22 protein-coding genes and 1 riboswitch are annotated in these 24,771 nt (G+C 38.1%); of the genes, 16 read left to right on the plus strand and 6 right to left on the minus strand.

Translation table 11 applies throughout. The features are described 5' to 3' along the window. Nucleotides 1-246: 246 nt before the first annotated feature. Entirely contained in the window at nt 247-972 is a 726-nt protein-coding gene (locus AC1DSK_RS00005; protein ID WP_477546046.1) for a BsuPI-related putative proteinase inhibitor, read from the minus strand. Nucleotides 973-1,139: 167 nt separating this feature from the next. Here AC1DSK_RS00005 and AC1DSK_RS00010 point away from each other — a divergent pair, with 167 nt between their 5' ends. After that, nucleotides 1,140-1,988, plus strand: coding sequence for a class I SAM-dependent methyltransferase (locus AC1DSK_RS00010; RefSeq protein ID WP_477546047.1), 849 nt, complete (start codon nt 1,140-1,142; stop codon nt 1,986-1,988). A gap of 106 nt (nt 1,989-2,094) precedes the next feature. Here AC1DSK_RS00010 and AC1DSK_RS00015 read toward each other — a convergent pair whose 3' ends face one another. Further along, nucleotides 2,095-2,424, minus strand: coding sequence for a CHY zinc finger protein (locus AC1DSK_RS00015; protein WP_477546048.1), 330 nt, complete (start codon nt 2,422-2,424; stop codon nt 2,095-2,097). Between the two features lie 162 nt (nt 2,425-2,586). On the opposite strand from AC1DSK_RS00015, the gene AC1DSK_RS00020 reads away from it, so the two are divergent. From AC1DSK_RS00020 to AC1DSK_RS00050, 7 genes are all read left to right on the plus strand, one after another. Then, nucleotides 2,587-2,949, plus strand: coding sequence for a PadR family transcriptional regulator (locus AC1DSK_RS00020; protein ID WP_342542357.1), 363 nt, complete (start codon nt 2,587-2,589; stop codon nt 2,947-2,949). After that, nucleotides 2,910-3,674 carry a VanZ family protein gene (locus tag AC1DSK_RS00025; protein WP_477546049.1) on the plus strand — a complete coding sequence of 255 codons (765 nt, stop codon included), beginning with the start codon at nt 2,910-2,912 and terminating at the stop codon, nt 3,672-3,674. The genes AC1DSK_RS00020 and AC1DSK_RS00025 overlap by 40 nt, the downstream gene beginning before the upstream one ends. 193 nt (nt 3,675-3,867) lie before the next feature. Then, nucleotides 3,868-4,734, plus strand: coding sequence for an AraC family transcriptional regulator (locus AC1DSK_RS00030; protein ID WP_477531100.1), 867 nt, complete (start codon nt 3,868-3,870; stop codon nt 4,732-4,734). Between the two features lie 123 nt (nt 4,735-4,857). Continuing rightward, complete coding sequence (locus AC1DSK_RS00035; protein WP_016428575.1) at nt 4,858-5,154, plus strand: DUF3817 domain-containing protein; 297 nt, start codon at nt 4,858-4,860, stop codon at nt 5,152-5,154. A 176-nt stretch (nt 5,155-5,330) separates the two neighbouring features. Continuing rightward, nucleotides 5,331-6,518 carry an exonuclease SbcCD subunit D gene (locus AC1DSK_RS00040; RefSeq protein WP_477546050.1) on the plus strand — a complete coding sequence of 396 codons (1,188 nt, stop codon included), beginning with the start codon at nt 5,331-5,333 and terminating at the stop codon, nt 6,516-6,518. Continuing rightward, on the plus strand, nt 6,515-9,607 hold the full coding sequence (locus tag AC1DSK_RS00045; RefSeq protein ID WP_477546051.1) for an AAA family ATPase: 3,093 nt from the start codon (nt 6,515-6,517) through the stop codon (nt 9,605-9,607). The genes AC1DSK_RS00040 and AC1DSK_RS00045 overlap by 4 nt, the downstream gene beginning before the upstream one ends. A 552-nt stretch (nt 9,608-10,159) precedes the next feature. Further along, nucleotides 10,160-10,675: a C40 family peptidase gene (locus AC1DSK_RS00050; protein WP_477597995.1), complete on the plus strand. Its 516-nt coding sequence runs from the start codon at nt 10,160-10,162 to the stop codon at nt 10,673-10,675. Between the two features lie 210 nt (nt 10,676-10,885). Here the strand turns inward: AC1DSK_RS00050 and AC1DSK_RS00055 are convergent, their stop codons facing one another. Together AC1DSK_RS00055 and AC1DSK_RS00060 are read right to left on the minus strand one after the other, a co-directional pair. Then, nucleotides 10,886-11,281 (minus strand): BsuPI-related putative proteinase inhibitor, encoded by a 396-nt coding sequence (locus AC1DSK_RS00055; protein ID WP_016428571.1) that lies wholly within the window; start codon nt 11,279-11,281, stop codon nt 10,886-10,888. A gap of 810 nt (nt 11,282-12,091) precedes the next feature. Then, nucleotides 12,092-12,238 carry a hypothetical protein gene (locus tag AC1DSK_RS00060; protein WP_477546053.1) on the minus strand — a complete coding sequence of 49 codons (147 nt, stop codon included), beginning with the start codon at nt 12,236-12,238 and terminating at the stop codon, nt 12,092-12,094. Between the two features lie 272 nt (nt 12,239-12,510). Between AC1DSK_RS00060 and AC1DSK_RS00065 the strand changes: the two genes are divergently transcribed. Further along, nucleotides 12,511-12,810, plus strand: a complete 300-nt coding sequence (locus AC1DSK_RS00065) for a hypothetical protein (RefSeq protein ID WP_477546054.1) — start codon at nt 12,511-12,513, stop codon at nt 12,808-12,810. Between the two features lie 300 nt (nt 12,811-13,110). On the opposite strand, the gene AC1DSK_RS00070 is transcribed toward AC1DSK_RS00065, so the two are convergent. Further along, nucleotides 13,111-13,479 (minus strand): Na-translocating system protein MpsC family protein, encoded by a 369-nt coding sequence (locus AC1DSK_RS00070; RefSeq protein WP_477546055.1) that lies wholly within the window; start codon nt 13,477-13,479, stop codon nt 13,111-13,113. Nucleotides 13,480-13,726: 247 nt separating this feature from the next. After that, nucleotides 13,727-13,870, plus strand: a riboswitch (cyclic di-AMP (ydaO/yuaA leader). A gap of 581 nt (nt 13,871-14,451) precedes the next feature. Here AC1DSK_RS00070 and AC1DSK_RS00075 point away from each other — a divergent pair. The 7 genes from AC1DSK_RS00075 to asnB all read left to right on the plus strand — a co-directional run bounded on the left by AC1DSK_RS00075 (nt 14,452) and on the right by asnB (nt 23,836). Further along, entirely contained in the window at nt 14,452-14,529 is a 78-nt protein-coding gene (locus AC1DSK_RS00075) for a potassium-transporting ATPase subunit F (RefSeq protein WP_081637833.1), read from the plus strand. A gap of 27 nt (nt 14,530-14,556) precedes the next feature. Then, the gene (kdpA, locus tag AC1DSK_RS00080; protein ID WP_477546056.1) at nt 14,557-16,230 is read left to right on the plus strand and encodes a potassium-transporting ATPase subunit KdpA; all 1,674 of its coding nucleotides are present in this window, start codon (nt 14,557-14,559) and stop codon (nt 16,228-16,230) included. Between the two features lie 32 nt (nt 16,231-16,262). Next, nucleotides 16,263-18,302 carry a potassium-transporting ATPase subunit KdpB gene (kdpB, locus tag AC1DSK_RS00085; RefSeq protein WP_477546057.1) on the plus strand — a complete coding sequence of 680 codons (2,040 nt, stop codon included), beginning with the start codon at nt 16,263-16,265 and terminating at the stop codon, nt 18,300-18,302. Between the two features lie 26 nt (nt 18,303-18,328). Beyond that, complete coding sequence (gene kdpC / locus AC1DSK_RS00090) at nt 18,329-18,886, plus strand: potassium-transporting ATPase subunit KdpC (RefSeq protein ID WP_477546058.1); 558 nt, start codon at nt 18,329-18,331, stop codon at nt 18,884-18,886. Nucleotides 18,887-18,951: 65 nt separating this feature from the next. Next, a complete protein-coding gene (locus AC1DSK_RS00095) occupies nt 18,952-21,300 on the plus strand; it encodes a universal stress protein (protein WP_477546059.1) in 2,349 nt (782 codons plus the stop codon). A gap of 199 nt (nt 21,301-21,499) precedes the next feature. Continuing rightward, complete coding sequence (locus AC1DSK_RS00100) at nt 21,500-21,868, plus strand: hypothetical protein (protein ID WP_477531106.1); 369 nt, start codon at nt 21,500-21,502, stop codon at nt 21,866-21,868. 84 nt (nt 21,869-21,952) lie between these two features. Then, the gene (gene asnB, locus AC1DSK_RS00105) at nt 21,953-23,836 is read left to right on the plus strand and encodes an asparagine synthase (glutamine-hydrolyzing) (RefSeq protein WP_477546060.1); all 1,884 of its coding nucleotides are present in this window, start codon (nt 21,953-21,955) and stop codon (nt 23,834-23,836) included. A 232-nt stretch (nt 23,837-24,068) separates the two neighbouring features. Here the strand turns inward: asnB and AC1DSK_RS00110 are convergent, their stop codons facing one another. After that, on the minus strand, nt 24,069-24,698 hold the full coding sequence (locus AC1DSK_RS00110) for a YfbR-like 5'-deoxynucleotidase (RefSeq protein ID WP_477546061.1): 630 nt from the start codon (nt 24,696-24,698) through the stop codon (nt 24,069-24,071). Nucleotides 24,699-24,771 lie beyond the last annotated feature (73 nt).

Consider the following 24,771-nt stretch of genomic DNA (forward strand, 5'->3'; position numbering starts at 1 on the left):
GCTCTGCGTCGGTCTTCGACAATGATTTTAGCTATTTGTTCTTTGTACTCATGCGAATAATGTTTCCCATTCAATTTCAGCGCCTCCGCCCAGTTTCTTTTAGTATAAAGATTCTCTTTCAGGCGTGTACACTTTTTAGACTAACCCCAGAATGCCTCGCCAGGTTGCACAAAATGATTTTCGCACCAACAAAAAGGACCGAATCAGTTCAAAAAGACTGATTCGGTCCTAATTTTTTGCAGTGGTTTATTCTTTTTCTGCAGATTGAATGACTTTTTGTCCATCAATGATCACGTAGAATACTTTAATTTTTGCGCCTTCTTCCAACTCAGCAAAGAATGGTTTCGCTGTTTCAGACAATCTCATTGCTTCCGCTTCATTTTGTTCGTTTTTCACTTCGATGGAGTTCACATCCTGGAGTCCCACATAAGTAACTGATGTTTCTTCAACCTTCAATTTCTCTCCAGCAGATGAAGAACCAGTGCCATCCCAAGTTACTTCTGTGGAGACCTTCCAATCTTCAGCTTCATTGGCAGTTGACCAAACCTCAAGTGTATATTTTCCGGCCGGTAACTTAGAGAGACCTTCCGTTGCATCAAACTTCATCTCAAGAATTTCACCGGGTTTCAAGATTTTTTCCTGCAACATTTGTGTGTACATCTTGTTATCGGAATCCTTGTAGACAACTGTACCTGAGCTATCGATTAGTTGATAATCAAAGGACTGCGAACTATTCATCGATAATTTAACGTCTTCCTCTTTGTCATTCCTCAGCTGGAAAACAAATTGGTGGGCGCCATCTGTACTTTCTTCTGACAGACTTGACACAACGGAGCCAGCGACGATTTCGTTATTTTCATCTCCAGAGCCTGTGTTTCCTTCTTCTGATTCACTTGTATTTGCAAATGTTCCACAGCCTCCCAATGCAATGAGGATGATTGCTGTCGAAACCGCTTTTAGCGAATTTTTCATCTTTAAAACCACCTTTCATTAATACTGATTAGACCGTGAGAAAGCAAAAAGAGTTACGGGAAAAGAGAGAAAATTGAATAAAAAGGATTTTTGACCTATATCCTCCAATGGATAATCAAAAGAATTAAAGATGGAATGATATGATAAAGCAAAAAAAGAGGTGTCCGATGAGCATTGAAAAAATTCAACACATAGTGGACAGTATGGCGACGAATGTACAAATGAAAGACATACAGTGCGTGCAAACTGAACACCGCTTGAAGCTTGCAGAGTTTTGGGGAATTCGAGAAGGTAGTCGCGTACTTGAGATAGGTTGTGGACAAGGTGATACGACGGCAGTTCTTGCGTATTTAGTAGGGGATAAAGGCTTTGTGCACGGGGTGGACATTGCTCCACCTAGTTATGGAAGTCCAATAACTGTTGGAGACGCAGGAGAATATTTAATGAAATCAATGCTAGGAAAACAAATACGCATGGAGTTTGAGTTGGATGTGTTAGCAGCGGAAGTCGATTTTCCTGAAAACTCATTTGATTGCGTTGTTCTGTCGCATTGTTCCTGGTATTTGAAATCGGCAGATGAATTACAAGCATTGTTGGAGAAAACGAAGAAATGGGCGAAACAATTGTGTTTTGCTGAATGGGATCCACGACTTCAAACCATTGAGCAATATCCTCATTTTTTAGCGGTGCATATTCAAGCTCAATATGAGTGCTTCAAAGAGAACAGCTTCTCAAATGTACGGACATTGTTCACACCAAAAGATTTAACGACAATTGCTGAGAGTGCTGGTTGGACGATTAACGATGAGCAATCCATATCTTCTACAAAGCTCCAAGATGGGAAATGGGAAGTAGATATGACAATTAGTGATTATCAAACGGAGCTTGAAGGAATAGTCCATATGCCATTGAAATTAAAAGAACTAATCAAATCCGAAGTGAATTTGTTGGAAGAAGCAGTAAAGAAAACTCCTTTCATACATGCGTTGTCTACATATGTTTTTACAGCGAACTAGTTGAGAAGTCCAGGTTCTATTAAAGAAAGGAGGCAAAGAAGTTGAAGTACTTTACGAAAAAGTAGTTTGAGGAAATGCCGGACTCCCCTTAATGGAAGGGGAGTTTTTATGTTTGAAAATAAAGATGCTTATGGAGGCTACACCCTGGATTGAACTCACGTTGGCAAGCTGGACAAGTGGAGTTACAAAACAGATACTCATCAATGGTCAATTCATGTCCGCAAGCGCCACACAATATAGCTTTTTGATTAAACTGTTCAATTGGCCAAACTTGAGGAGAATCACATCCAACCTCTTTGTGGCAGGAGAAACAAGGATAATAGGTATCGCAACAATAAAACTTGATGGCGATTCGATCGATTTCTGAATGGTAATGAAGGCAACGTGTTTCGTTATCGACATCATTCCCTTTTACTAGGTGTCCATGAATGATCATTGGTATTCTCCTTTTTAGCGCTATTGAAGTCATTTAACCATACTAATTAAAGGAAGTCATTCACTTAAAAATAATTATGGAAAAATATTCTTGATAAACATTGTAGAACAATATACATCGTGTTACGATGTAAAAAGTTATTAAACATAAGGAGAGGTGTTAATGGATAAGGAAATCATGAAAGGAAGTATCGATATATTACTTCTGTCCATTGTAAATACAAGAGACATGTACGGTTATGAAATGGTGAAGACATTAAAACATAATAGTGGAGAACTTTATAACATGGGTGAGGGAACATTATATCCAGCTTTGAAACGTTTGGAAAACAAAAAATGGCTTGAATCTTATTGGGATAATCCAGAGGTCGGTGCAAGAAGGAAATATTATCGCATTACAGATTCGGGGAAAAAAGAGTTGGCTCGGAAGTTACAAGAATGGGAGAAGATAAGTGACTTAATCAAAGTATGTTCGGAGGGAATAGCATGGATCAAACCATTGAAGCCTACATTAGGAAGATCGTAAGTGAACTTAATTGCGATGAACATGAAAAAAGTGAAATGACTGAAGAAATGACAGGGCATATCCTTTTATTGAAACAGGAATTTCTGGAGCAGGGATTTTCGGATTCAGAATCCACACAAAAAGCATTGCAAAGCTTTGGGGATGAGAAAAGTATAGAAGAAGGATTCCAACACTCTATATTTCCATACTATAAAATGTTCAGAAAGATTAATTGGCTTTTATTTGGCATCTATTCTTTAATTGTTCTAAGTAACTTACTTTTCTTGAGGATATTATCGAGAATCATTAATTATAAATTTGATTTCAATCAATACTTTTATATCTCGCCAGAATCTAATGGATTCTTCGATTTAGCCACATGGCAACAAAATTCGAATTTGATCCCATTTGGAAATACTTTTGAATATTTAATGGGTGCGGATAAATTCAATGTGGACATTATCATCAACAATACGTTAGGGAATGTGTTGATTTTTATCCCTCTGGGCATTTTCCTTCCCATCCTATTTAAAAAATATCAATCATTCACTCAATTGTTTGTGGGAAGCATGATCATAACGTTTACTATTGAAGTGTTACAGTTTTTCCTTCAAATTGGCCAGTTTGATATTGACGACATCATTCTCAATACGATTGGTGCGGCACTTGGATTCTTAATCATCAAGCTCTTGATGAGAGTAGCTAAGTTATCCAGATTGACGATATTTTATAAGACTACAAGTTAACCAATATCTAATATGTAACCTCTCTCGTTTTTTGATTTTTTAAGTCAAATGAAGGTTTTTCAGACATCATCGCCAAAAAATCAGACTGAGAGTCCGCTCAATATGAAGAAAACCGTCCACCTGTCCGAATAGAGCAGGAAAAGACAGGATTCAATGTCGAAATAGGAATAAGATAAATTTACGAGGTGATGGAATGAGTTGGATAGAAGCGCTTCAACGCTCAATAGATTATTTGGAGAATCATTTAGAGACTGCTTTCAAAATGGAAGATGCCGCTGCAGAAGCGAATGTATCTGTATTTCATTTTCAAAGAATTTTCATGGTTCTGACTGACATGAGTGTGATGGAGTATGTACGCCGCCGCCGGTTGACTCTTGCTGCGGAGGAGCTCGCATTGACGGATGTGCGAGTAATCGATGTGGCATTCAAATATGGATATGAGACACCGGAATCTTTTGCGAAGGCATTCAAGCGGCAGCACGGGTTATCGCCATCTGAAGCGCGATCTTCAAAAAAAGGATTCACTTCCTACAATCGTTTGGTCATCTCTGTACAATTGAAAGGGGCGTTACCGATGAAGGTGCGAATTGAAGAAAAAGAGGCATTTCCGATTATTGGTGTGAAAAGAGAGTTCTCGTGTGAAAACGGGGAAAATACACGAGAGATTCCAAAAATGTGGCAAGAAGTTCATCAAAACGGAGTGGATGACGAATTGGTCGCGTTGAATAATGGCGCAGTGCAAGGAATGCTTGGAGTCTGTCGCATGATTGATACAGCTGCAAGTACTTTAGAGTATTGGATTGCTACTGCTTATGATGGAGACGAGGTTCCAGCACGTTATGACCGTATGGAAATCCCCGCGGCGACTTATGCTGTTTTTGAAGTAGTAGGCCCGATGCCTCAAGCAATTCAATCAATGTGGGAGAAAATCTACAGCGAATGGTTCCCGTCGAGCTCTTATCGCCCAAGCGGTTCGGCTGAAATGGAAGTTTATTCGATCGAAGATGCCAGTCAGGCAGATTATTATTCAGAGATCTGGATTCCTGTCGTAAATAAGTAGACCTTTACTGTGACAAATCTTTGAAGACCCTTTCGATAAAATCACTTGATTAGGACGGTATGACTGTACACTCTACCCCTCGCCTCTCTATAATGAGGGGTGTAGAAAGCAGGAGGGGTTATAATGTCTGAAAAACCACTTAAGCGATTCCGTTTCATGGGATTATTGGAAGGCAGTTCTCTATTAATCTTATTATTCCTGGCGATGCCATTAAAATATTTCTTTGGAATGCCAGAAGCTGTGAGAGTCGTTGGTTCAATCCACGGGTTTCTGTTTGTCAGCTATTGCCTGGTAATTGCGTATATGACTTTTATCGTGAGATGGCCGTTTATTTATAGCGTTATCGCTGTGATTGTTGCCTTCATTCCGTTTGGCAATATCATATTCGATCGCAAGCTTCAAAAATTGGAAACAGTATAGACACTGGTAAGATTCATATCTTACTGGTGTTTTTTCTTTTGGTTTCAAGGAACCTGATCGTAATCATGTATAATAATACTTATTTTGGAAATCTTGTTGGCTTGAAATATAGGTAAGATAAATGTAGAGAAACTACTGAGAATTATAATCCAGATGAATGATGAAAGGAGCACATGATGAAATTTTTCCACACAGCCGATTGGCATTTAGGTAAGTTAGTACAAGGAGTTTCAATGACGGACGAACAACGATACGTGTTGCGACAATTTACTGAGGCGATTGCCGAAGAAAAACCGGATGCCGTTATTATCGCGGGAGACTTATACGACCGGGCAGTACCGCCGACGGACGCGGTGAATTTGTTGGACGAAGTACTTGAAACGATTGTATTGAAACTGAAAACACCTGTCATTGCCGTTTCGGGGAACCATGATAGCCCGGGGCGTTTGAACTTTGGTAGCCGTATGATGAAATCGAATGGTTTTTATATTACGGGCCAATTGAAGAAAGAATTAGAGCCGATTGTGTTACAGGATGCACACGGAGAAGTTCATTTCCATCTAGTTCCGTATGCTGATCCTTCTCAAGTTCGGCATGTATTAGAAGATGAAGAGATCCGCACTCATGATGATGCCATGAAGAAAATGGTTGCACATATTGAGTCTTCGATGGATTTATCTAAGAGACATGTGCTGGTAGGACACGCCTTTGTGACACCTCACGGGGAAGAAGAGGAAAATACGAGTGATTCGGAACGGCCGCTTGCAATTGGTGGAGCGGAGTATGTAAGTGCTTCACACTTCAAAAAGTTCCACTACACGGCACTTGGACATTTGCATCAAGCACATTATGTCTTGAATGAGACGGTCCGTTATTCGGGCTCTCCATTGAAATATTCAATTTCTGAAGAGCATCATCAAAAAGGTTTCCATATTGTTCAGATGGACGAGCTTGGAAATGTCAGTGTAGAAAAGCGTTTACTCAAACCTAAACGCGACATTCGCACCGTTGAAGGAAAAATGGAAGACATTTTGCAGCATGAAATGAATCACGATTATGTGTTTGTGAAATTGCTGGATGAAACACCGATTTTATTCCCTATGGAAAAGATTCGCTCGGTTTACCCAAATGCAATGCATGTAGAACGTAAACTGTTGTCTGCTGTCAAAGATAATGAAGAAACCACGGTAGGTTCACGTCGTAAAATGGATGACTTAGCGTTATTTAACGCTTTTTACGAAGAAGTAAAAGGGGTACCTGCATCGGAAGAAACTGAGGATATTTTTAAAGAAGTGCTTCAAGAGTTCTTACTGGAGCAACAGGAAATCACTAGCCCAGGTAAGAAGGAAGGGCTGAAAATATGAGACCCATTACCTTAAAGATGACCGCTTTTGGTCCTTATAAACATACAGAAGTCATTGATTTCACCGAACTTAAAGGCAACCAATTATTTGTCGTATCCGGAAGCACTGGAGCGGGCAAGACGACCATCTTTGATGGGATTTGCTTTGCCTTATATGGTTCGGCAAGTGGTTCGGATCGAAGTGAATCACGTATTATGCGCAGTGACTTTGCAGAGGACCATGTCCATACATCTGTAGAGCTGGTATTTGAAATACATCAGCGAACGTATCGAATCCTACGCCAAATAGGGCATGTGAAAAAAGGCAATAAAGGATTGACGGGTGAAAAATATGAGTTTTATGAAAAACTAATAGACCGTGAAGTTCCATGTGTTGAACGCCAAATCGTGTCAGAAATTAATGATAAAGTTGATGAAATTATTGGACTAACAAAAAATCAGTTCATCCAGATTGTGATGCTGCCACAAGGCGAGTTTCGAAAATTACTAACTTCTGAGACAGAAAACAAAGAAGATATTCTGCGGAAAATCTTTAAAACCGAGCCTTATAAAATGATTAGTGAACGACTTAAGACAAAGAAAGCACTTGCTGAAGAAGAATTGAAAATTGAGCAACGCACGACTAACAGTTACATTCAAAATATCGCTGCATCGTTTCCGAAACGCGAATCCACCATATTTGAGGTGCTTGCCCAGGAACACTACAATATTCACCAAGTCATTTCGGGATTGGAAGAAGAATCTTCTTACTATGAAGAGAAAATCCGCCAAGATCACTTTAAATACGAAGATGCTTACCAGAACCATACAAGTAAGTCAGGTGAATTCCATGAAGCCAAAAGCTTGAATGAACGATTTGACGAATGGGAAACAAAAGAACAGAAGCTGCAGAAGTTGACGGAACAGTTACCTTTATTTGAAGGCAAAGAAATGCAACTTGAAAAGGCAGAACGAGCAAGCGTAATCGAAGGAATCGAACGAAACTTTAAAGAACTTCAAAAAGAAGTACTGGAGAAACAGCAGCTTTGGGATGGAGCGGTTACTTCAGAGGCAAAAGCGAAGGAAAAGTTAGAGCATATGAACCTTCAATATATTGAAGAAGAAAACAAGCAGGAGATTCGTGAAAAACTAAGCGAGTCACTCGTCCGTTTAAATGATTTCTTGCCAATAGTAAAAGATATGACTTCGAAAGAGTCCGAGTTAAAAGTTATGGAGAATGAAGTCGATAAATTATTAGCAAACGTCAAGGAAATCGAGGAACAAGTAAACTCTAAAAATGAAGCTGTTACAGCTTTAAAGCTTGATATGGATCGGCTAGAAAATCAGTTGATTCCATTTGATGATAAGTTACAAAAACTTAGCGAGCTAAATGAACAATGCCGAGTGTTAAAAGAGTTTCTGTCCATTCAGCAATCAATGAAAACACAAGAAACTGAAACTCTTGATAAAGAAAGACACTATAATACGGTGAAAACAGAGTACACTACGCTTGAAAATGAGTGGTTTGGCAATCAAGCTCGAGTTTTAGCGGATCATTTACATGACGGAGATGCATGTCCAGTATGTGGCAGTGTGGAGCATCCAAATAAGAACGAGCAAGATCAAACTGTTGCTCCTTCGAAAGAACAACTCGAACAAGTAAAATTGACTTTGAATCAAGTAGACAGTTCCTATCGAAACGCTTCAGCCAAACAAAACGCTATGATGGAGCAACTCTCGATTAAAGAGCAAGAAGTAGCTGGGTTCGGTGTTGATGTAACGCATTCTGATAAGGTCTATGAAACTTTGGATGAATCTCGTCTTAAATTTGATGTTGAAGTCAGTCAAATGCGAAAAGATAAAGACGTGCTTCGAAAAATAAAACAACAACACCAAGAGCTGTCACTAACTGTACAAGAGTTGGATGTTAGAAAAGTTGAGATAACAAAAAATCATCAAGAAGCACAATCTATTTACGAAAAAAGCAAAGCGATTTATGAAGATAAATTACAATCGATTCCAGCCGAAGTGCGCATCTTGTCTCAATTAGAACAACAAGTACGTGAAACAAGTGAACGCAAAACCAAACTTGAAAATGCATGGAAAGCGGTGCAACAACTTCGTCAAGAAGCTAGGGAACAACATGCTTCTTCTGTTTTGACGATTGCACATACCGAACAAGCTTTGCAAGAGACAAAGGCTAAACTAGATAAGGCAAATGCTGCATTTACGAAGGCCCTCGAGTCCTCGGCTTTTGAATCAGATGAAACTTATCAACAAGCAAAGTTAAGAGATTCAGAGAGAACTACCTTAAAAGAGCAAATTTTGGAGTTTAAACAATCTCGACATACGCTGATTGAACAAGTGGCTGAATTGTCCATAAAACTTGCAAACAAAACGAAAGTCGATTTAAACGATTTGCAAAATGAACTTGCTTCTTTGAAAGTAGTTTATGAAAAGGCGTTACAGGAAGTAAATCTATCAAATGATTATAAAAAAGCAGCGAACAATCTAATTAGTAGCATAGTGTTATCCAGTAAAAAAGCCATTGCGAAAGAACGGGGATACAATCAAATCACCGACTTGTATGACGTGATCAGAGGCCAAAATGGAATGAAGATTTCATTTGAACGATACTTGCAGATTGAATACCTTGAACAAATTATTGTGTCGGCGAATGAACGCTTGAAGAACTTATCGAATGGACAGTTCCATTTGATTCGAAGTGAACGTCAAGAAGCAAGAGGAAGACAAAGTGGTTTGGGACTAGATGTTTATGATGCCTATACGGGACAAACACGCGATGTCAAAACGCTTTCCGGAGGAGAGAAATTTAACGCCTCATTGTGCTTAGCGTTAGGTATGGCCGATGTCATTCAAAGTTTCCAAGGCAATGTTTCCATCGATACGATGTTCATTGATGAAGGATTTGGATCGCTAGACGAAGAATCATTGAACAAATCAATCGACACACTAATTGACTTGCAAAAATCAGGTCGTATGATTGGCGTTATTTCTCATGTTCAGGAATTGAAAACAGCTATTCCAGCGATATTGGAAGTGAGAAAGTCGAAAGAAGGCTATAGCGAGACACGATTTGTTATTAAGTGATTAAGACTCGTGTTTCGGATGGTGGTTGTCTGATTGTTAGCAGAACAACTTCCTTGAATAAAACTACAGATGTAAAACCAGTACCTCATCGAGATACTGGTTTTTTTGTATGTAAATATCTGCTGGATTTATTAAAGATAATTCAATTTCTAGTCAATATTGAAATTGAAACCTTTAGAAATTATTAAGTTTACATGCCAGTAAATATTGGAAGTGTGGACAGTTGTAGGGGAAATGATGTTCGGTAATAATTACCACCATTTCCTATATAATTTGCATGCTATACTCAAAAAAAGTTAAGCCAAATACATAACGACCCTTCGTGCTGTTGCTTTTAATAATTAGCCAACAGTTTGCAAGCGCTCTACCTACATATTTTTACATAGTAGACCTTACCAAAACGTATTACAGAATTTGTACCAAGTGTAAGAAAAAAATACCAACTAATTAATCACGAGGAGATGAACTTCTATTAAAAAGCTTACAAGAATTTTGATTCTATCATTTATGTTAACGCTTTCATTTTCGGGAGTCGCAGGTGCAACATATTCAGTGCATAAAGGTGATACATTAAACGGCATTGCTTATAAATACAGAATGGGCTATCAGGATTTACGATCATTAAATCCGCAAATCAAAAATCCTCATCAACTTAATATTGGTCAATCTATTGTTGTTAGAACACCGGACAAAGCATCTGATCTTGTTGACTATGCAAAGGTTCTTAAAACACAAACAAAATACGTGTACGGAGCAGATTATAGCCTAGCACCTTACAAAGCAGATTGTAGTAGCTGGACTAAACATGTCTATGCTAAATTTGGCGTGAACTTGCCTAGAACTAGCCGTGAGCAATCACATATCGGAACGTCAATTTCATTTAAGAATATGAAAAAAGGGGATTTAATGTTCTTTGCGAGCAACAGCAAAACTATTTCTCATGTAGGGATTTATATGGGGAATGGGCAATGGATCAGCAATCTAAACACGGCAAACAGTGTACAAACTTTTTCTGTTTGGGGACCATGGACACAAAAACACTTCATGTGGGCACAAAGAGTACTATAATATTCATCCCATATTTCTAGAAAAGCGCATCTAATTTATGTGATATTTTACCAGCAACACTAAAGGACTGACGATATTCATCGTCAGTCCTTTAGTGTTGCTATTAACCCATTTGATACTTCTTTAAACTCCCGTTCAATCGAAAACAAGAACATAATAGAAAGAGCTCTCAACTTATATTGTATTAGTTACACTTTCCCYCAATTTACACTATTTGAAAGCAGTATTTTCAGCCGGAATATAAAATTCAAACGTAGTAGAAGGCTGTGAATGAACGAGTGTGTCATTTATTTTCCGAATGGTCAATATTGCGTTTACTGTATACATTCCTGCCGGCACTCTCTCCGCTTCATTCGTTTTGTAATTCCAGATACTTTCAAATTGAATTTGTTCTCCTTTGTTTAACGTTTTATATTGAAGTGCTTGGAGAAACATTTTCCCTTTACTAAAATGATACACTCGTTCTCCTTGGGCATTATACACTGAATAGTCATAAGACTGACTCGTTGGAAATTCTAGAATTATTGGCTGCTCACTATTATTTTTAACTGTAAAAGTAAAAGTAGCTTGATCTACATCTACGGTGACTTTTCCATCCCATTTCAATTCTGTTATGACCCTAACCTCCGTTTTTAAAATTTTATGGTTCCTTACGACGAAAATCATCCGAAAATTGGACAGCAATTCTCCACGAAATGATACCCCTTACTTATGCATGGATAAACATCAATTTCAAATAATGATTAAACGAGTTCATTTTTTTTTCGATACTTCTCCACAATAGGTAATGCATATTTATTAGATAGTGCCACTTCTCCCTTTTCCATATAATAACATATAATTTAATCTCATAAGTCTCAGTTGCAAGCCCATAACCCATCTTCTTAAAATACGGATAAGCCGTTTTCAGGAGGGGAAGAGGTATTGTCGATGGCGTACTAAGATAAGACATTAACTCTCAACCACCTATTTTTAACAAAAACCCCCTTTTACTGTATTCATTTTGCAGTGCCAAATTAAGAACAGTTTATGCTGAGCGCTTTCTCAATAAATTTGGATGCACGAAACCAATTGTTTAAGAAAACGGGTGGCGTCTATGTTAAACAATACATGGAGACATACGACTTCCATCAGTCTGAGAAGTTGTATGAGTATGCAAGTTAAATGGATTTGAGAAAGGCTGGGCTCCTTTACCAGACTTTCAATAGATCAAATGAAAAGACCCTATTATTAAAAAAGGCTATATTAAAGAATGCTGTTGATATTGAAGAACAATCGACAGAGTACATTTGCGGCTAGCGCAAATGTAGGATAAACAACATAAAATTTAAAAGCCAATAAAAAAGAAATCCAGTGACTCTAAGAGTTACTGGGTTTTTTGAGTATTATTTTATGAAGATTATTGGTGCCCGAGAATTAAAGTGTATCTTTTTTTTCAACTTCTGTATCGTCTTTATCCAGATAATAAATGGGTGCACCTTCAGCGACCATATTTTGAGAAGCAATAAAATCTTGATTTTGACGCAATTCCATTTCCTTTTGATCCACATATTCAGGTTTCATCGTCAAATACTCCCCTAATATAGCTTTTTAGAAATAGTATATGAAAGTTGTCAGAAAATAATTACGAACTCATGAATGGAAAACCATTAGTGGGATTTTCGGTCTGTTTACAATGATAAGGCTAGCGAAGGAGGCTGAACTTATCATTATGTGTATAGACTTCTAGTAACTTTTAATTACAGCATTACTTGTCAGGATGAAAAATCTTATTTAGGGGCATATTTCGAAATGAGAGGAAAGAAACAATACTCTGAACAAGGGAGAGCTAAAACATGCCGATGTCTTATGAACAGGTAGTAAATATCTTAGATGAGTTTCCGGAGTTAAAGCGTAAAGAAGTCTCGAATAATCGTTCGGCTTACTATTATCCCAATAGTCCAATTCGCAAAGAGAATGTATTACAAGAATTGCATCTATCGGGAAATGGTTATTTATTTGTTGGCTATTTGTCTGAATATCGTCATCGTATGGATAAAAGACAGTTCATAAGCATTAAAAAGTTTACAGAACCTGAGTTCAGAGATGCGCTAAAGCAGGTTTTGCAATCATTTAATGAAAAGGCAAAAGCTTGATTGAAATGCGTATTTTCTTATTTCTATCACTAAATTAGATAATAGAATCCAGCGTGTAAGTAATTTGCTGGATTCTTTTCTATTTTCGAAATCATTGGGAGGCAGCATCTAAATTGAATAATCCTCCCACGACAAGCTGGCGGGAGGATTCAAGGAAGGAGAATAAAAACAAAAGAGTTTGATCAGAAACCATCCTTTGCCATAGTGAGGTATTGGTAAAATGTGAAAAAGTAATCGACGAAAAATCTCATACAAATGAATATGGTTTGAACCATGAATTTTTTTATTTTTTTATCGTATTTAATCTAAAGATTTCTCCAAGTCCTTGTCCACAATAAAAACTTCAATTCTTTCACCCATCTTGGTACTTATATCTGCATGGCTTGAGAGTACCTTAGAACCTGTACATTTTTCAACTATGCCCTCAAAATCCTTACTGTACATTTCGCGCAGGACTTGTCGCATCTGTTTAACCAGTTTCCGTCCGTTGTCATGAGTAACAAGATGTTTTTCTTCCACGGTAAGAACCCCTTTAAATCGTGCAATCACCATATCTCCTACAATATAGGTTTTCGTTTCTTGTGGGCCACGACCGAGTAATTCCCGTTGCAGCTTTATAAATGCTTCACTTAAATCAGCTTCTAACTTTTTCTTCTGTGAGATTGGCAACTGTATTTCCTCCGGTGGATTATATTTTTCATCTTCTTAACGACTTATCTTACTGAGGCGTTGTTAAAGTTGTCAATATGAATTTATTTTTATAGTCACTCAGTTAAAATACAAACGTAAAAATTCCTGAATAATAGGAACTTTGAATTTTCCGATCCATATTGAACATTCAAAAGTCGAAAAATAGTTCTAATTGCCTGTATACATAAAAAAGGGTCAAGAGTAATATACATTCTATTAACAGAAAATAACATATCGGCTTAGTCCTGAGCAATCAGGAACGGAGGAACCAATTTTTTGGGGTTAATTCTACAGTTGTCTGTAGAAAGGATGAGATGCTCTTTCGCCATCCTACCCGTCAGCTAACTTCGTCGGCTAAAGCGGAGGAGGTCACAAGACCACCTTGATTTCGGGAGTCTTTTTTTGTTGCCTTTTTTAGGCGGAAAAGGAAGCCCGGGGACTGTAGTAGGTCTTTTTATATGTTTATTAATATATGATTTTTAGCTAGAGTGCCAACTTCTTAAGGCACTTTAACTGAACTTTTGAAAAAGGAAACAGGAAGACAGAACGCAAAGAGAGCTAGAGCTATTGCTTGCTGGGCGTTAAGTAGGCCAATGTGTACTTTTTCTCCAACAAAGTTGATTTTCAAAAATTTTCATCGACACATCCCACTGGGGTGTGGATTGAGATGGATTTGTTTGAATTTAACTGTGGGGAAGAAGTAAACATTGGCCTATTTTTTATTTCCAGGCAAACGCTCGAGACCATTCAAAGATGTGCGTTTTGTATGGACAATTTTAAAGGAGGTGATTTTTGAAGACGGGGCTTGAGAAAATATAATTCACAAATAAAGAGAGGGAGATAAAGTATGGATATCGTTTCAATTGCATTAATTATTTCATCTTTTGCAATATTTTTGGGGTTCATTCATTTTTGCGACAAAGTTGTAGATGAACAAGGGAGCGGAAAGTAATGATTTTCTTATTGATTCTAGTCGGAGGACTAACAGTTTACCTAATCGATGCCTTAATTCATCCTGAGAAGTATTAATTTTTTAAATAGATGGAGGAAACAAAAATGGATTTTTTACAAATAGGAATTGTATTACTACTGGTTGTGCTACTGGCAATTCCGATGGGGCGCTATATTGCCAAAGTGTTTTCTTTGGAAGAAACAAAGCTTGATAAAGTCTTTGGTGGCGTAGAAAAAGCCATTTATAAGATATCGGGTATCACAATAACGAGCATGAACTGGAAACAATATGCAAAAGCTTTATTGATTAGTAACATCGTCATGTTTGCCATTTGTTACCTCATTATTCGTTTGCAAGGGATATTACCGGCCAATCCAAGTGGGATTGCTGCAATGGATCCTTTCTTAGCCTTCAATACTGTAGTTAGCTTCTTGACGAATACGAACTTACAGCATTATAGCGGGGAATCAGGGTTATCTTACTTCTCCCAAATGACCGTCATTATGTTTTTGATGTTTACAACACCGGCAACGGGTCTTGCCTTATGTTTGGCATTCATGCGTGGAATCACTGGTCAAAAAAGTGTCGGGAACTTTTATGTTGACCTAGTAAGGGCAAATACACGTATCTTAATCCCGTTATCCATAGTTGTAGGACTGCTTCTAGTTGCTCAGGGTGTTCCGCAAACGATGGGTGCCACAATATCCGCGACAACAGTTGAAGGTACGGTGCAGCAAATTGCGCGTGGTCCTGTTGCAGCGCTGGAATCAATTAAACACTTAGGTACAAACGGTGGAGGATTCTTTGGTGTTAACTCGGCTCATCCTTTTGAAAATCCAACACCATTTTCCAATGTCATAGAAATTCTGGCCATGTTCTTAATTCCAACAGCTCTGCCATTTGCATTTGGAGCAATGGCTAAAAGCCGTAAACAAGGGGTCATCCTATTCTCAACCATGGGACTCATGTTCCTCGCCTTTTTATCACTTACTTATTTTAGTGAAGCAAATGGAAATCCGGAACTGGAGAAAATTGGTCTTTCTCAAGAAAATGGAAGTATGGAAGGCAAGGAGGTTCGTTTTGGTATTGCTCAAAGTGCCTTGTTTACCACAGTTACAACCGCAGCGACGACAGGAACAGTTAATAACATGCATGATACATTAACACCCCTAGGAGGCTTCGTTCCATTAGTGTTAATGATGTTCAACAGTGTATTCGGTGGAGATGGAGTAGGCTTCATCAATATCATGATGTACTCTATTCTTGCCGTATTCCTGGCAGGATTGATGGTAGGTCGAACACCCGAGTTCTTAGGAAGAAAAATCGAAGCAAAAGAAATGAAATTGATTGCGATTACCATATTGATTCATCCGTTAATTATTCTTGTTCCCTCAGCAATCGCATTGGCTACTGAGATGGGCTCATCAGCGATTTCGAATCCAGGATATCACGGGATTTCTCAGGTTGTTTATGAGTTTACATCTTCGGCAGCAAACAATGGTTCTGGATTTGAGGGGTTAGGAGATAACACACCGTTTTGGAATATCTCAACTGGTTTGGTTATGTTGTTTGGCCGTTACTTCTCAATGATTGCGATGATTGCAGTAGCTGGTTCATTATTAGCCAAAAAACCGGTTCCCGAAACAATGGGTACTTTTAAAACAGACAACAGCACATTCCTGGTCATCTTACTGGCAACAGTTGTCATCGTAGGTGCGCTTACATTTTTCCCTGTACTAGCGTTAGGGCCGATTGCTGAATGGTTAACTATTCGATAAGCAAAGAAAATAGAACATAAAGGAGTACCCCAATGAACACAACGCATAAAGCTACGCTGACTAATGATATTGTCAAGCGGGCAATAATTGATTCATTTAAGAAACTTGATCCACGACTTATGGCGAAAAATCCAGTCATGTTCGTAGTTGAAATAGGATTTATTGTTACGCTAATTCTAACAATTTTTCCAACGATGTTTGGCGGAGAGTCCAATGCCTTTTACAACGGAATCGTCAGCTTTATCCTATTGGTTACCATTCTATTTGCCAACTTCGCAGAAGCTTTGGCTGAAGGAAGAGGAAAAGCGCAAGCGGACAGCTTGAAAAAAACAAAACAAGATACAAAAGCAAAGCTGCTCCAAAAAGATGGAAGCTTTAAAATGGTCAGCTCGACTGACTTAAGAAAAGGGGACATCGTTGTTGTTGAAGAGAACGAATTGATTCCGAGTGATGGAGAAATTATTGAAGGTGTTGCTTCTGTTGACGAGTCAGCAATTACTGGTGAATCTGCACCTGTCATTAAAGAATCAGGCGGTGACTTCTGCTCGGTAACAGGTGGTACACGAGTAATAAGTGATAGCATCAAAATTCGGATAACGACAGATCCAGGTGAATCTTTCCTTGATCGAATGATTAGTTTGGTTGAAGGAGCAAAACGTCAAAAAACACCGAATGAAATTGCGCTAAATACATTGCTCGTTAGTTTAACATTAATCTTTCTAATTGTTTGTACAACATTATTACCCATTGCATCTTATGTGGATGCCAACATTCCGATCTCAACATTAATTGCATTGCTAGTTTGTTTGATTCCAACAACCATTGGGGGCCTTCTTTCAGCTATTGGTATTGCAGGAATGGATCGGGTTACACAGTTTAATGTGATTGCCATGTCAGGGAAAGCAGTAGAAGCTGCTGGTGACATTAACACAATCATCCTAGATAAAACAGGAACAATTACTTTTGGTAACCGGATGGCTGCAACGTTTATTCCAGTAGAAAATGTAAATCAAAAAGAATTAAATAAAGTGGCTCTTCATACTTCACTCCATGACGAGACGCCAGAAGGCCGATCAGTCGTTGAGTTAGGAAGAAAAATGGGTGTTTCTGCATCAGAACTAAATGCAGCCGGATCTGAGGGAGTGGAGTTTAAAGCGGAGACGAGAATGAGTGGAACGAACTTTGCAAACGGCCGTCAAGTCCGTAAAGGTGCAGTCAATGCCATCAAAGATTATGTAATGAAAAAAGGTGGAACAGTTCCAAGTGATTTGGATGAGAAAACGAAGGAAATTGCGATGGAAGGTGGTACGCCACTTGCCGTAGCAGATGGTAACCGAATTTTAGGATTAATTTATTTAAAAGATACAGTTAAACCAGGAATGAAAGAGCGTTTTGATGAATTAAGAAAAATGGGAATAAAAACGGTGATGTGTACTGGCGATAATCCTTTGACAGCTGCAACTATTGCCCGCGAAGCCGGGGTTGATGATTTTATTGCAGAGGCAAAGCCAGAAGATAAAATTGCTGTTATAAAAAAAGAGCAATCTGAGGGTAAACTTGTTGCGATGACAGGTGATGGAACCAACGATGCCCCAGCTCTTGCTCAAGCAGATGTTGGTCTTGCCATGAATAGTGGAACAACTGCTGCTAAAGAAGCTGCTAATATGGTTGATTTAGATTCGGATCCAACAAAAATCATTGAAGTAGTGGGAATCGGAAAGCAGCTGTTAATGACAAGGGGAGCATTGACAACCTTCAGTATTGCAAACGATGTAGCAAAATACTTTGCCATCATTCCTGCGATGTTCATGGTAGCTATTCCTCAAATGGCTGCTCTGAACATTATGAATTTGGCAACACCGCAAAGTGCAATTTTATCTGCACTGATCTTCAATGCAATAATCATTCCTTTGCTGATTCCTTTAGCAATGAAGGGCGTAAAATATGTTCCGATGAGCTCGACTAAGCTTTTAAACCGTAATCTGTTTATTTATGGGTTTGGCGGAGTTTTGATTCCTTTTATTGGTATAAAAATAATTGACTTGATGCTAGTTTTGATAAATTTAACATAAAATAATGAAGGCAAAGGTGACGAATCATGTTAAAAAACTTACGATTAACGCTCGTGTTACTTTTCATATGTGGGGTAGGTTACCCATTGGCGATGACAGGTTTTTCGCAACTAATTATGCCAGCAAAAGCAGAGGGAAGCTTATTGACGGATCAAGATGGGAAAGTAGTTGGATCTGAGCTAATCGGCCAAACATTTAATGACCCAAAGTACTTTTCTGGAAGAGTTTCTTCTATAGATAATAACGCAGCAGGTTCTGGGTCCGGAAACTATGCGCCTTCGAATGAAGATATGATTGAACGAACTAAATCGGATATTGACATATTTCTAAAAAATAATCCTGATATTCAAAAGAAAGATATTCCAGCAGATTTATTAACCAACTCTGGATCAGGTCTGGATCCACATATTTCACCATTAGCTGCTGAGATACAGGTTCCTCGAATTGCAGCTGAAAGGGGAGTTAGTGAAGAAGAATTATTAACAATAATTAAGGAACATACGGAAGAACGTCAGTTAGGTGTGTTTGGTGAACCACGTGTAAATGTATTGAACCTCAATTTGGCTCTTGATAAACAGCAATAAGTAGGAGAAAAGGGAGAGTGAAATGACTCTCTCTTTTTACCTTGCAAAAGGAAGGTGATTGATAGATGGTAGACCAATTTCGGAGGAAGTCACCGGAAGAACTGCTTCAGGAAATAGTAAAAGTAAATAAAGGTTACTTGAAAATTATTTTAGGAGCTGTGAGCGGGTCAGGTAAAACCTATCATATGTTACTAGAAGGGAATGCAATGAAAAAGAGTGGGATAGATGTCGTGATTGGACTAGTTAGTGTATCGAACCATCCAAAGACAGTTGAACAAATTGGACAGCTTGAAAATATAGCTCCGATTGAGTGGAACAATGAAGGAATAATAAAATGTGATTTAGATATGGAAGCGATTCTTGCGCGAAATCCTGAATTAGTTCTTGTAGATGAGTTAGCACATCGAAATTCCCCACAAGCTAAAAATAAAACAAGATTAGACGATGTTTTAGAATTAATCAATAAAAAAATAAGTGTGATTACAACGGTCAATATTTATGATTTGCAAGGTGTACGAGAAGTAGCTGAAGAAACTTTAGGTGTCCGCGTACAAGTTGATCATTGTGTTCCCGAAGACACATTAGATTTAGCTGATGAAGTAAAACTCATTGATGTGACCCCTGAATCCATACTAAAGCGATTACAGGATGGAACAATTGAAAGAACCATTGTTACATCAAAAGGAAGAGATAAATTATATTTGCGTGACAATCTTGCGGTGCTTAGAGAACTCTCATTAAGGTTTGTAGCAGAAGAAGTAAATGAGGTATTGGATTCTTATCGCGAAAAACAAGGGATGTTAGGAGCATCAGGTGCCTCTGAAAAAATATTGGTATCTGTTCAATACCATTGGAACGGGTCCATCTTAATCCGTCGTGGCCAACAAATAGCCAAGCGACTAGGAGCAGAACTCCTTGTTGTCTGTTTTCGTTCATCAAAAAGAAACCTCACCAAAAATGAAGAATCGTTCAGACGCGAAATAAAAAAACTTGTGGGAAAAATAGGTGGTTCTTTTGAAGAACTTCCTATCATCAATGAGGATGTAGCTGATGAAATTTACAATTACGCTACGAAGAAAAAAATCACCCGTATAGTCGTGGGGCAAACAAAACGTAGCAGATTGGATGAAGTGATGTATGGGTCAATTTTGAATAAAATACTGCGAAAAACAAAAAATATAGATTTGTTTATCGTAGCAGATCGTACAGAAAAAGAAGGAGAACGGATTCTACCTGCAAAAAAATCAGAAATTCTGACGCCAGATCCATACCGACGACTATCACATAAAGAACTTGAAAATGAGGTTCATAAAATTAAAAATGGCACCTTAAAGGTTTACATCGGCTCTGCCCCAGGAGTTGGTAAGACATTCACGATGCTTCGTGAAGCAAATATCTTGAAGCGAAGTGGAATTGACGTAGTGATCGGCTTATTGGAAACCCACGGAAGAAAAGAAACACTGGAACAAGTTGGTACCCTTGAGTTCATTCCTAGAAAAAAAGTGAAGTATAAACATGTCATTTTAGAAGAAATGGATACAGAAGCTATTTTAAAGCGGAACCCTGAGGTTGTTCTTGTCGATGAACTCGCCCATACGAATATCCCTACTAGTAAGTATTCAAAAAGATATATTGATGTCGAAGAAATAATAAAGTCTGGGATTTCAGTGATTTCTACTATGAACATTCAACACTTGGAAAGTTTAAACGATAGTGTTGAACAAATTACGGGAGTGCGAGTTCGCGAAACAGTTCCAGACAATATTCTTCGAATGGCAGATGAAATAGAATTAATCGATATTTCAGCTAAAGCTTTAAGAACACGGATGCAGCAAGGGAATATATATGATACAACGAAAATTGAACAATCCTTAAATAATTTTTTTAGAACAGGTAACTTGATTGCGTTACGGGAATTGGCGCTACGTGAAGTAGCAGATGATGTTGACGAGAGGTTGGAGTCTCTGGAGAGAAGTCGAACGTTAAGAGGGCCTTGGCGGAAACAGGAAATAATATTTGTTTGTGTAAATTTAGGGAATGACAGTGAACGGCTAATTCGAAGGGGATTTCGTATTGCTTATCGATTGAAAGCCAGGTGGTATGTAATTTATGTAAAAGATCATGCTACTCTTTCAGAATCAGAGGAATCTATGTCAAATAAAGTGAAGTCATTAACAGAAAGACTTGGTGGAGAGTTTGAAATATATGAAACATCGCATCGAAGAAAAGTCGTGTATGAATTAGTTCATAAGCTAAATGAAAGAAAAGCAACACAAGTCATTATTGGACAGTCAGCTAGAACACGTGTGGAAGAAATCATGAAAGGATCGGTAGTTCAAAAGCTATTGCGTTTAGTCCGACATTTAGATGTGTTAGTTGTTGCTGATTATAAGTCTGAAAAAGACAAAAATTAATAATTTTTGAAGCTGTGAGCCAAATCATATCTTCCAAGTTTACCAAACTCATAATGTTTGAAAATAGCACATTGGTTTGATATGTAAGGAACTCTATTTAAGAAAAAATAATAGAGTAGAACAACATAGTAAATTGGTATAATCGCTGGATTAAATGGATATAGTGACAGTAATCTATTGAAAATTGGGGAGGAAGACTATGAACAAAGTAGAGTTTAAGAAGAATTTTGATTTAGGATATGAGGTTCTAGAATTTGTTGCGAATCATGATGAGACATCTATCTGGATTAAGAATCATTACTCTGTTCCTTCTTCCACGGTCAGTTCAACTATCATAAAAATTGCTGGAACATTATATGAAGAGAAAAGATGGGGCTTGATTTTTTCGGATTTAATTGAAATTGAAACGAATGTTAACGAAGAAGTCCAGTTGGAATTGGATCGATTCGAAATCGATATTGAAGATTTTGATGAAGAAGCGTTTCTTGCACATTTAGTAAACCAAGCCACAATTGAAATACAGAACTCAGAATTCTCTACAGCACTGAAAGAAATGATGGTTGTTTAAAAGTACACAAATTTTGAACATAGGTGAAAGGTAGCCCGCATATCAATCATTATCGTTGGAAATATACGTAGGCAGGAGATTGTTATGTGTGGATTTGTAGGGTTTTTTTATAATCAACCTCAAGAAATAAGTGACCTAAGAGTACAGGAAATGAATGAAATTACTTCATTACTTGCCCATAGAGGGCCTGACGACAAAGGGTGTTTTGTTGATGAGTACGTAAGCTTTGGATTTAGAAGGCTGAGTATACTAGATATCGAAGGCGGTCATCAACCGTTCTCTTATGAGAATGAACGTTACTGGATTATCTTTAATGGAGAAATTTATAACCACATTGAACTACGGGAAGAACAAATAGCCAAAGGTCATGAATTTTCTAGTGAATCGGATACGGAAGTCCTTCTTACCTTATATAGTGAGCTTAAAGAAAAAATGGTGCACAAATTAAGAGGGATGTTTGCATTTGTCATTTGGGACAAAGAGGAACAACACTTATTCGGAGCTCGGGACCATTTCGGCATTAAGCCCTTCTTTTACTTAGAAAATGAGGAAATGACGTATTTTTCTTCTGAGAAGAAAGCAATCCTTTTTGTCGAATCCGATGAACTGGATGACGATTCACTTCAGCATTATCTGAGCTTCCAATATGTACCTGAACCCAACACCATGACGAGATTGATTAAAAAGTTGCCGGCTGGTCATTATTTCACTAAGAAACCGGAGCAACCAATGGAAATTCATTCTTTCTGGACCCCGAAATTCCAGCAAGTTCATTCTTCTGAAAATCAACTAATCCATGAAATCCGCGATGTTTTGACCGATTCAGTTCGTGTTCATATGCGCAGTGATGTACCGGTGGGGGCATTTCTTTCAGGAGGGATTGATTCGTCCTTTATTGTCTCATTGGCAAAGGAAGTGAATCCACGGCTTAAAACGTTTACGGTCGGTTTTGAAAGAAGTGGTTACAGTGAGGTAAATGTCGCACAAGAAACAGCAAATGTCCTCCAGTTGGAAAATATCAGCTATATGATTTCATCACAGGAATTTCTTGAGGAACTACCAAAAATCGTTTGGCATTTAGATGATCCCTTGGCCGATCCGGCATTAGTTCCGCTATACTTCGTAGCAAGGGAAGCAGCAAGGCAAGTAAAAGTTGTATTGTCAGGAGAAGGGGCAGATGAGTTATTCGGTGGCTATAATATTTATCGAGAACCGCATTCTCTAAGGATATTTAATCATATTTCTCCACGGTTTAAAGAAATATTGAAAGTCCTCAGTCGTATATTTCCTGAAGAATTTAAAGGGAAAAGCTTCATTGAACGCGGGACTATACCATTGGAAGAACGATATATTGGAAATGCCAAGATGTTTGAAGAAAATGAGAAAAGGAAATTGCTTCGAACCTATAAATCGAATTTGGATTATACAACCATCACAAAGCCAATTTATCAACAATCAATGAGTTATGATTCGGTCACGAAAATGCAAAATATAGATATCCACACTTGGCTAAAGGGCGATATATTAGTCAAAGCAGATAAGATGACAATGGCCCATTCACTTGAATTGCGTGTTCCATTTCTAGATAAACACGTTTTCGAAGTAGCATCGAAGCTACATACCGACCTGAAAATAAAAAACAATTCAACCAAATACATCTTGAGAAAAGCAGCAGAAGGACTCGTGCCTGAACATGTGGTGGAACGGAAAAAGCTCGGTTTCCCTGTTCCCATTCGTCATTGGTTAAAAGATGAGTTATATGAATGGGCAATGGATTTAATACATATCAGCCAAACAGAGACTATTTTCAATAAACAGGTAGTGTTAAATTTACTAGCGGATCACGTGACCAATAAAAAAGACAACAGCCGGAAACTTTGGACGATTCTTATCTTTATGGTTTGGCATCAGGTTTATGTAGAGAATATTTATGAATTTAATCGTAAGGGAGATATTGAAGAGACTTAGTAAAAAAATACATAAAAAAACGTCCGGCAACCACTCCGGACGTTTTTTCCACAGACCACATAACACAAAACAGGTAGGTTATGTGTAGAACATAATATGAAATATTTGTAGGACGAAAGACGATGCGCATCCTCTTCCGTCTACCTTTTAATTTTAACATGGTTATCAGAGCTGGTTAAGACATCAAAATATAGTTACGTTTCCAGTATGTTCATGATACAGGCTAAATTTGTCATGGGGTCTGTAGGACTTTAAGAGTAAATGTTTTAACATCGAGTGCCGTATCTTCCCGTTTCACGTCTTCCAGCATAATATCTCGAAAATAAGCAACACTTGCTGGTAACGGTAATTTTAGTAATTTCGTCAAAGCTTCCTGGTACATGAGGATAAATTCCGGGTCTGTATTGCCTCGCTTCAATTCGGCAAAGGACTCATAAAACTGATCGAGTTTATCGGCAAATTCAAGAATCCTTCCTTCGATGGAGGCATCTTTTCCTTCTTTCATACGATGAAAGAAAACGGGTTGAAATTCTTCTGGGATTTCTTCCAATATGAATTTTTCCATCATTTTATCTTCCACATGGGCAATCATTTGCTTCAATTCTGGGGAAGCGTGTTTAACTGGTGTTTTGATGTCGCCAATGAAAACTTCCGCGAAATCGTGGTTAATCGTTTTCTCGTACAGCGCTTTCCAATCGATGACTTCTCCGTTATTTTCTTCAATCGTCGCAAAAAACATGGCATATTGGGACACTTTCCAACTATGTGCGGCAACATTATGCTCTTCAAATTTAAATTTTCCTGGACAGCGTATGATGCGTTCCAAATCGTTCATGCTCGTAAAAAATCGATGAATTCCCATTGTATTTCTTCTCCTTTAAGGTGAGTTTCCTGTCAACATGTAATCTGTATGTACAAAAGTCTTTCATAAGTGG

The sequence above is a fragment of the Paenisporosarcina sp. P4_B8 genome (genome assembly GCF_056402175.1).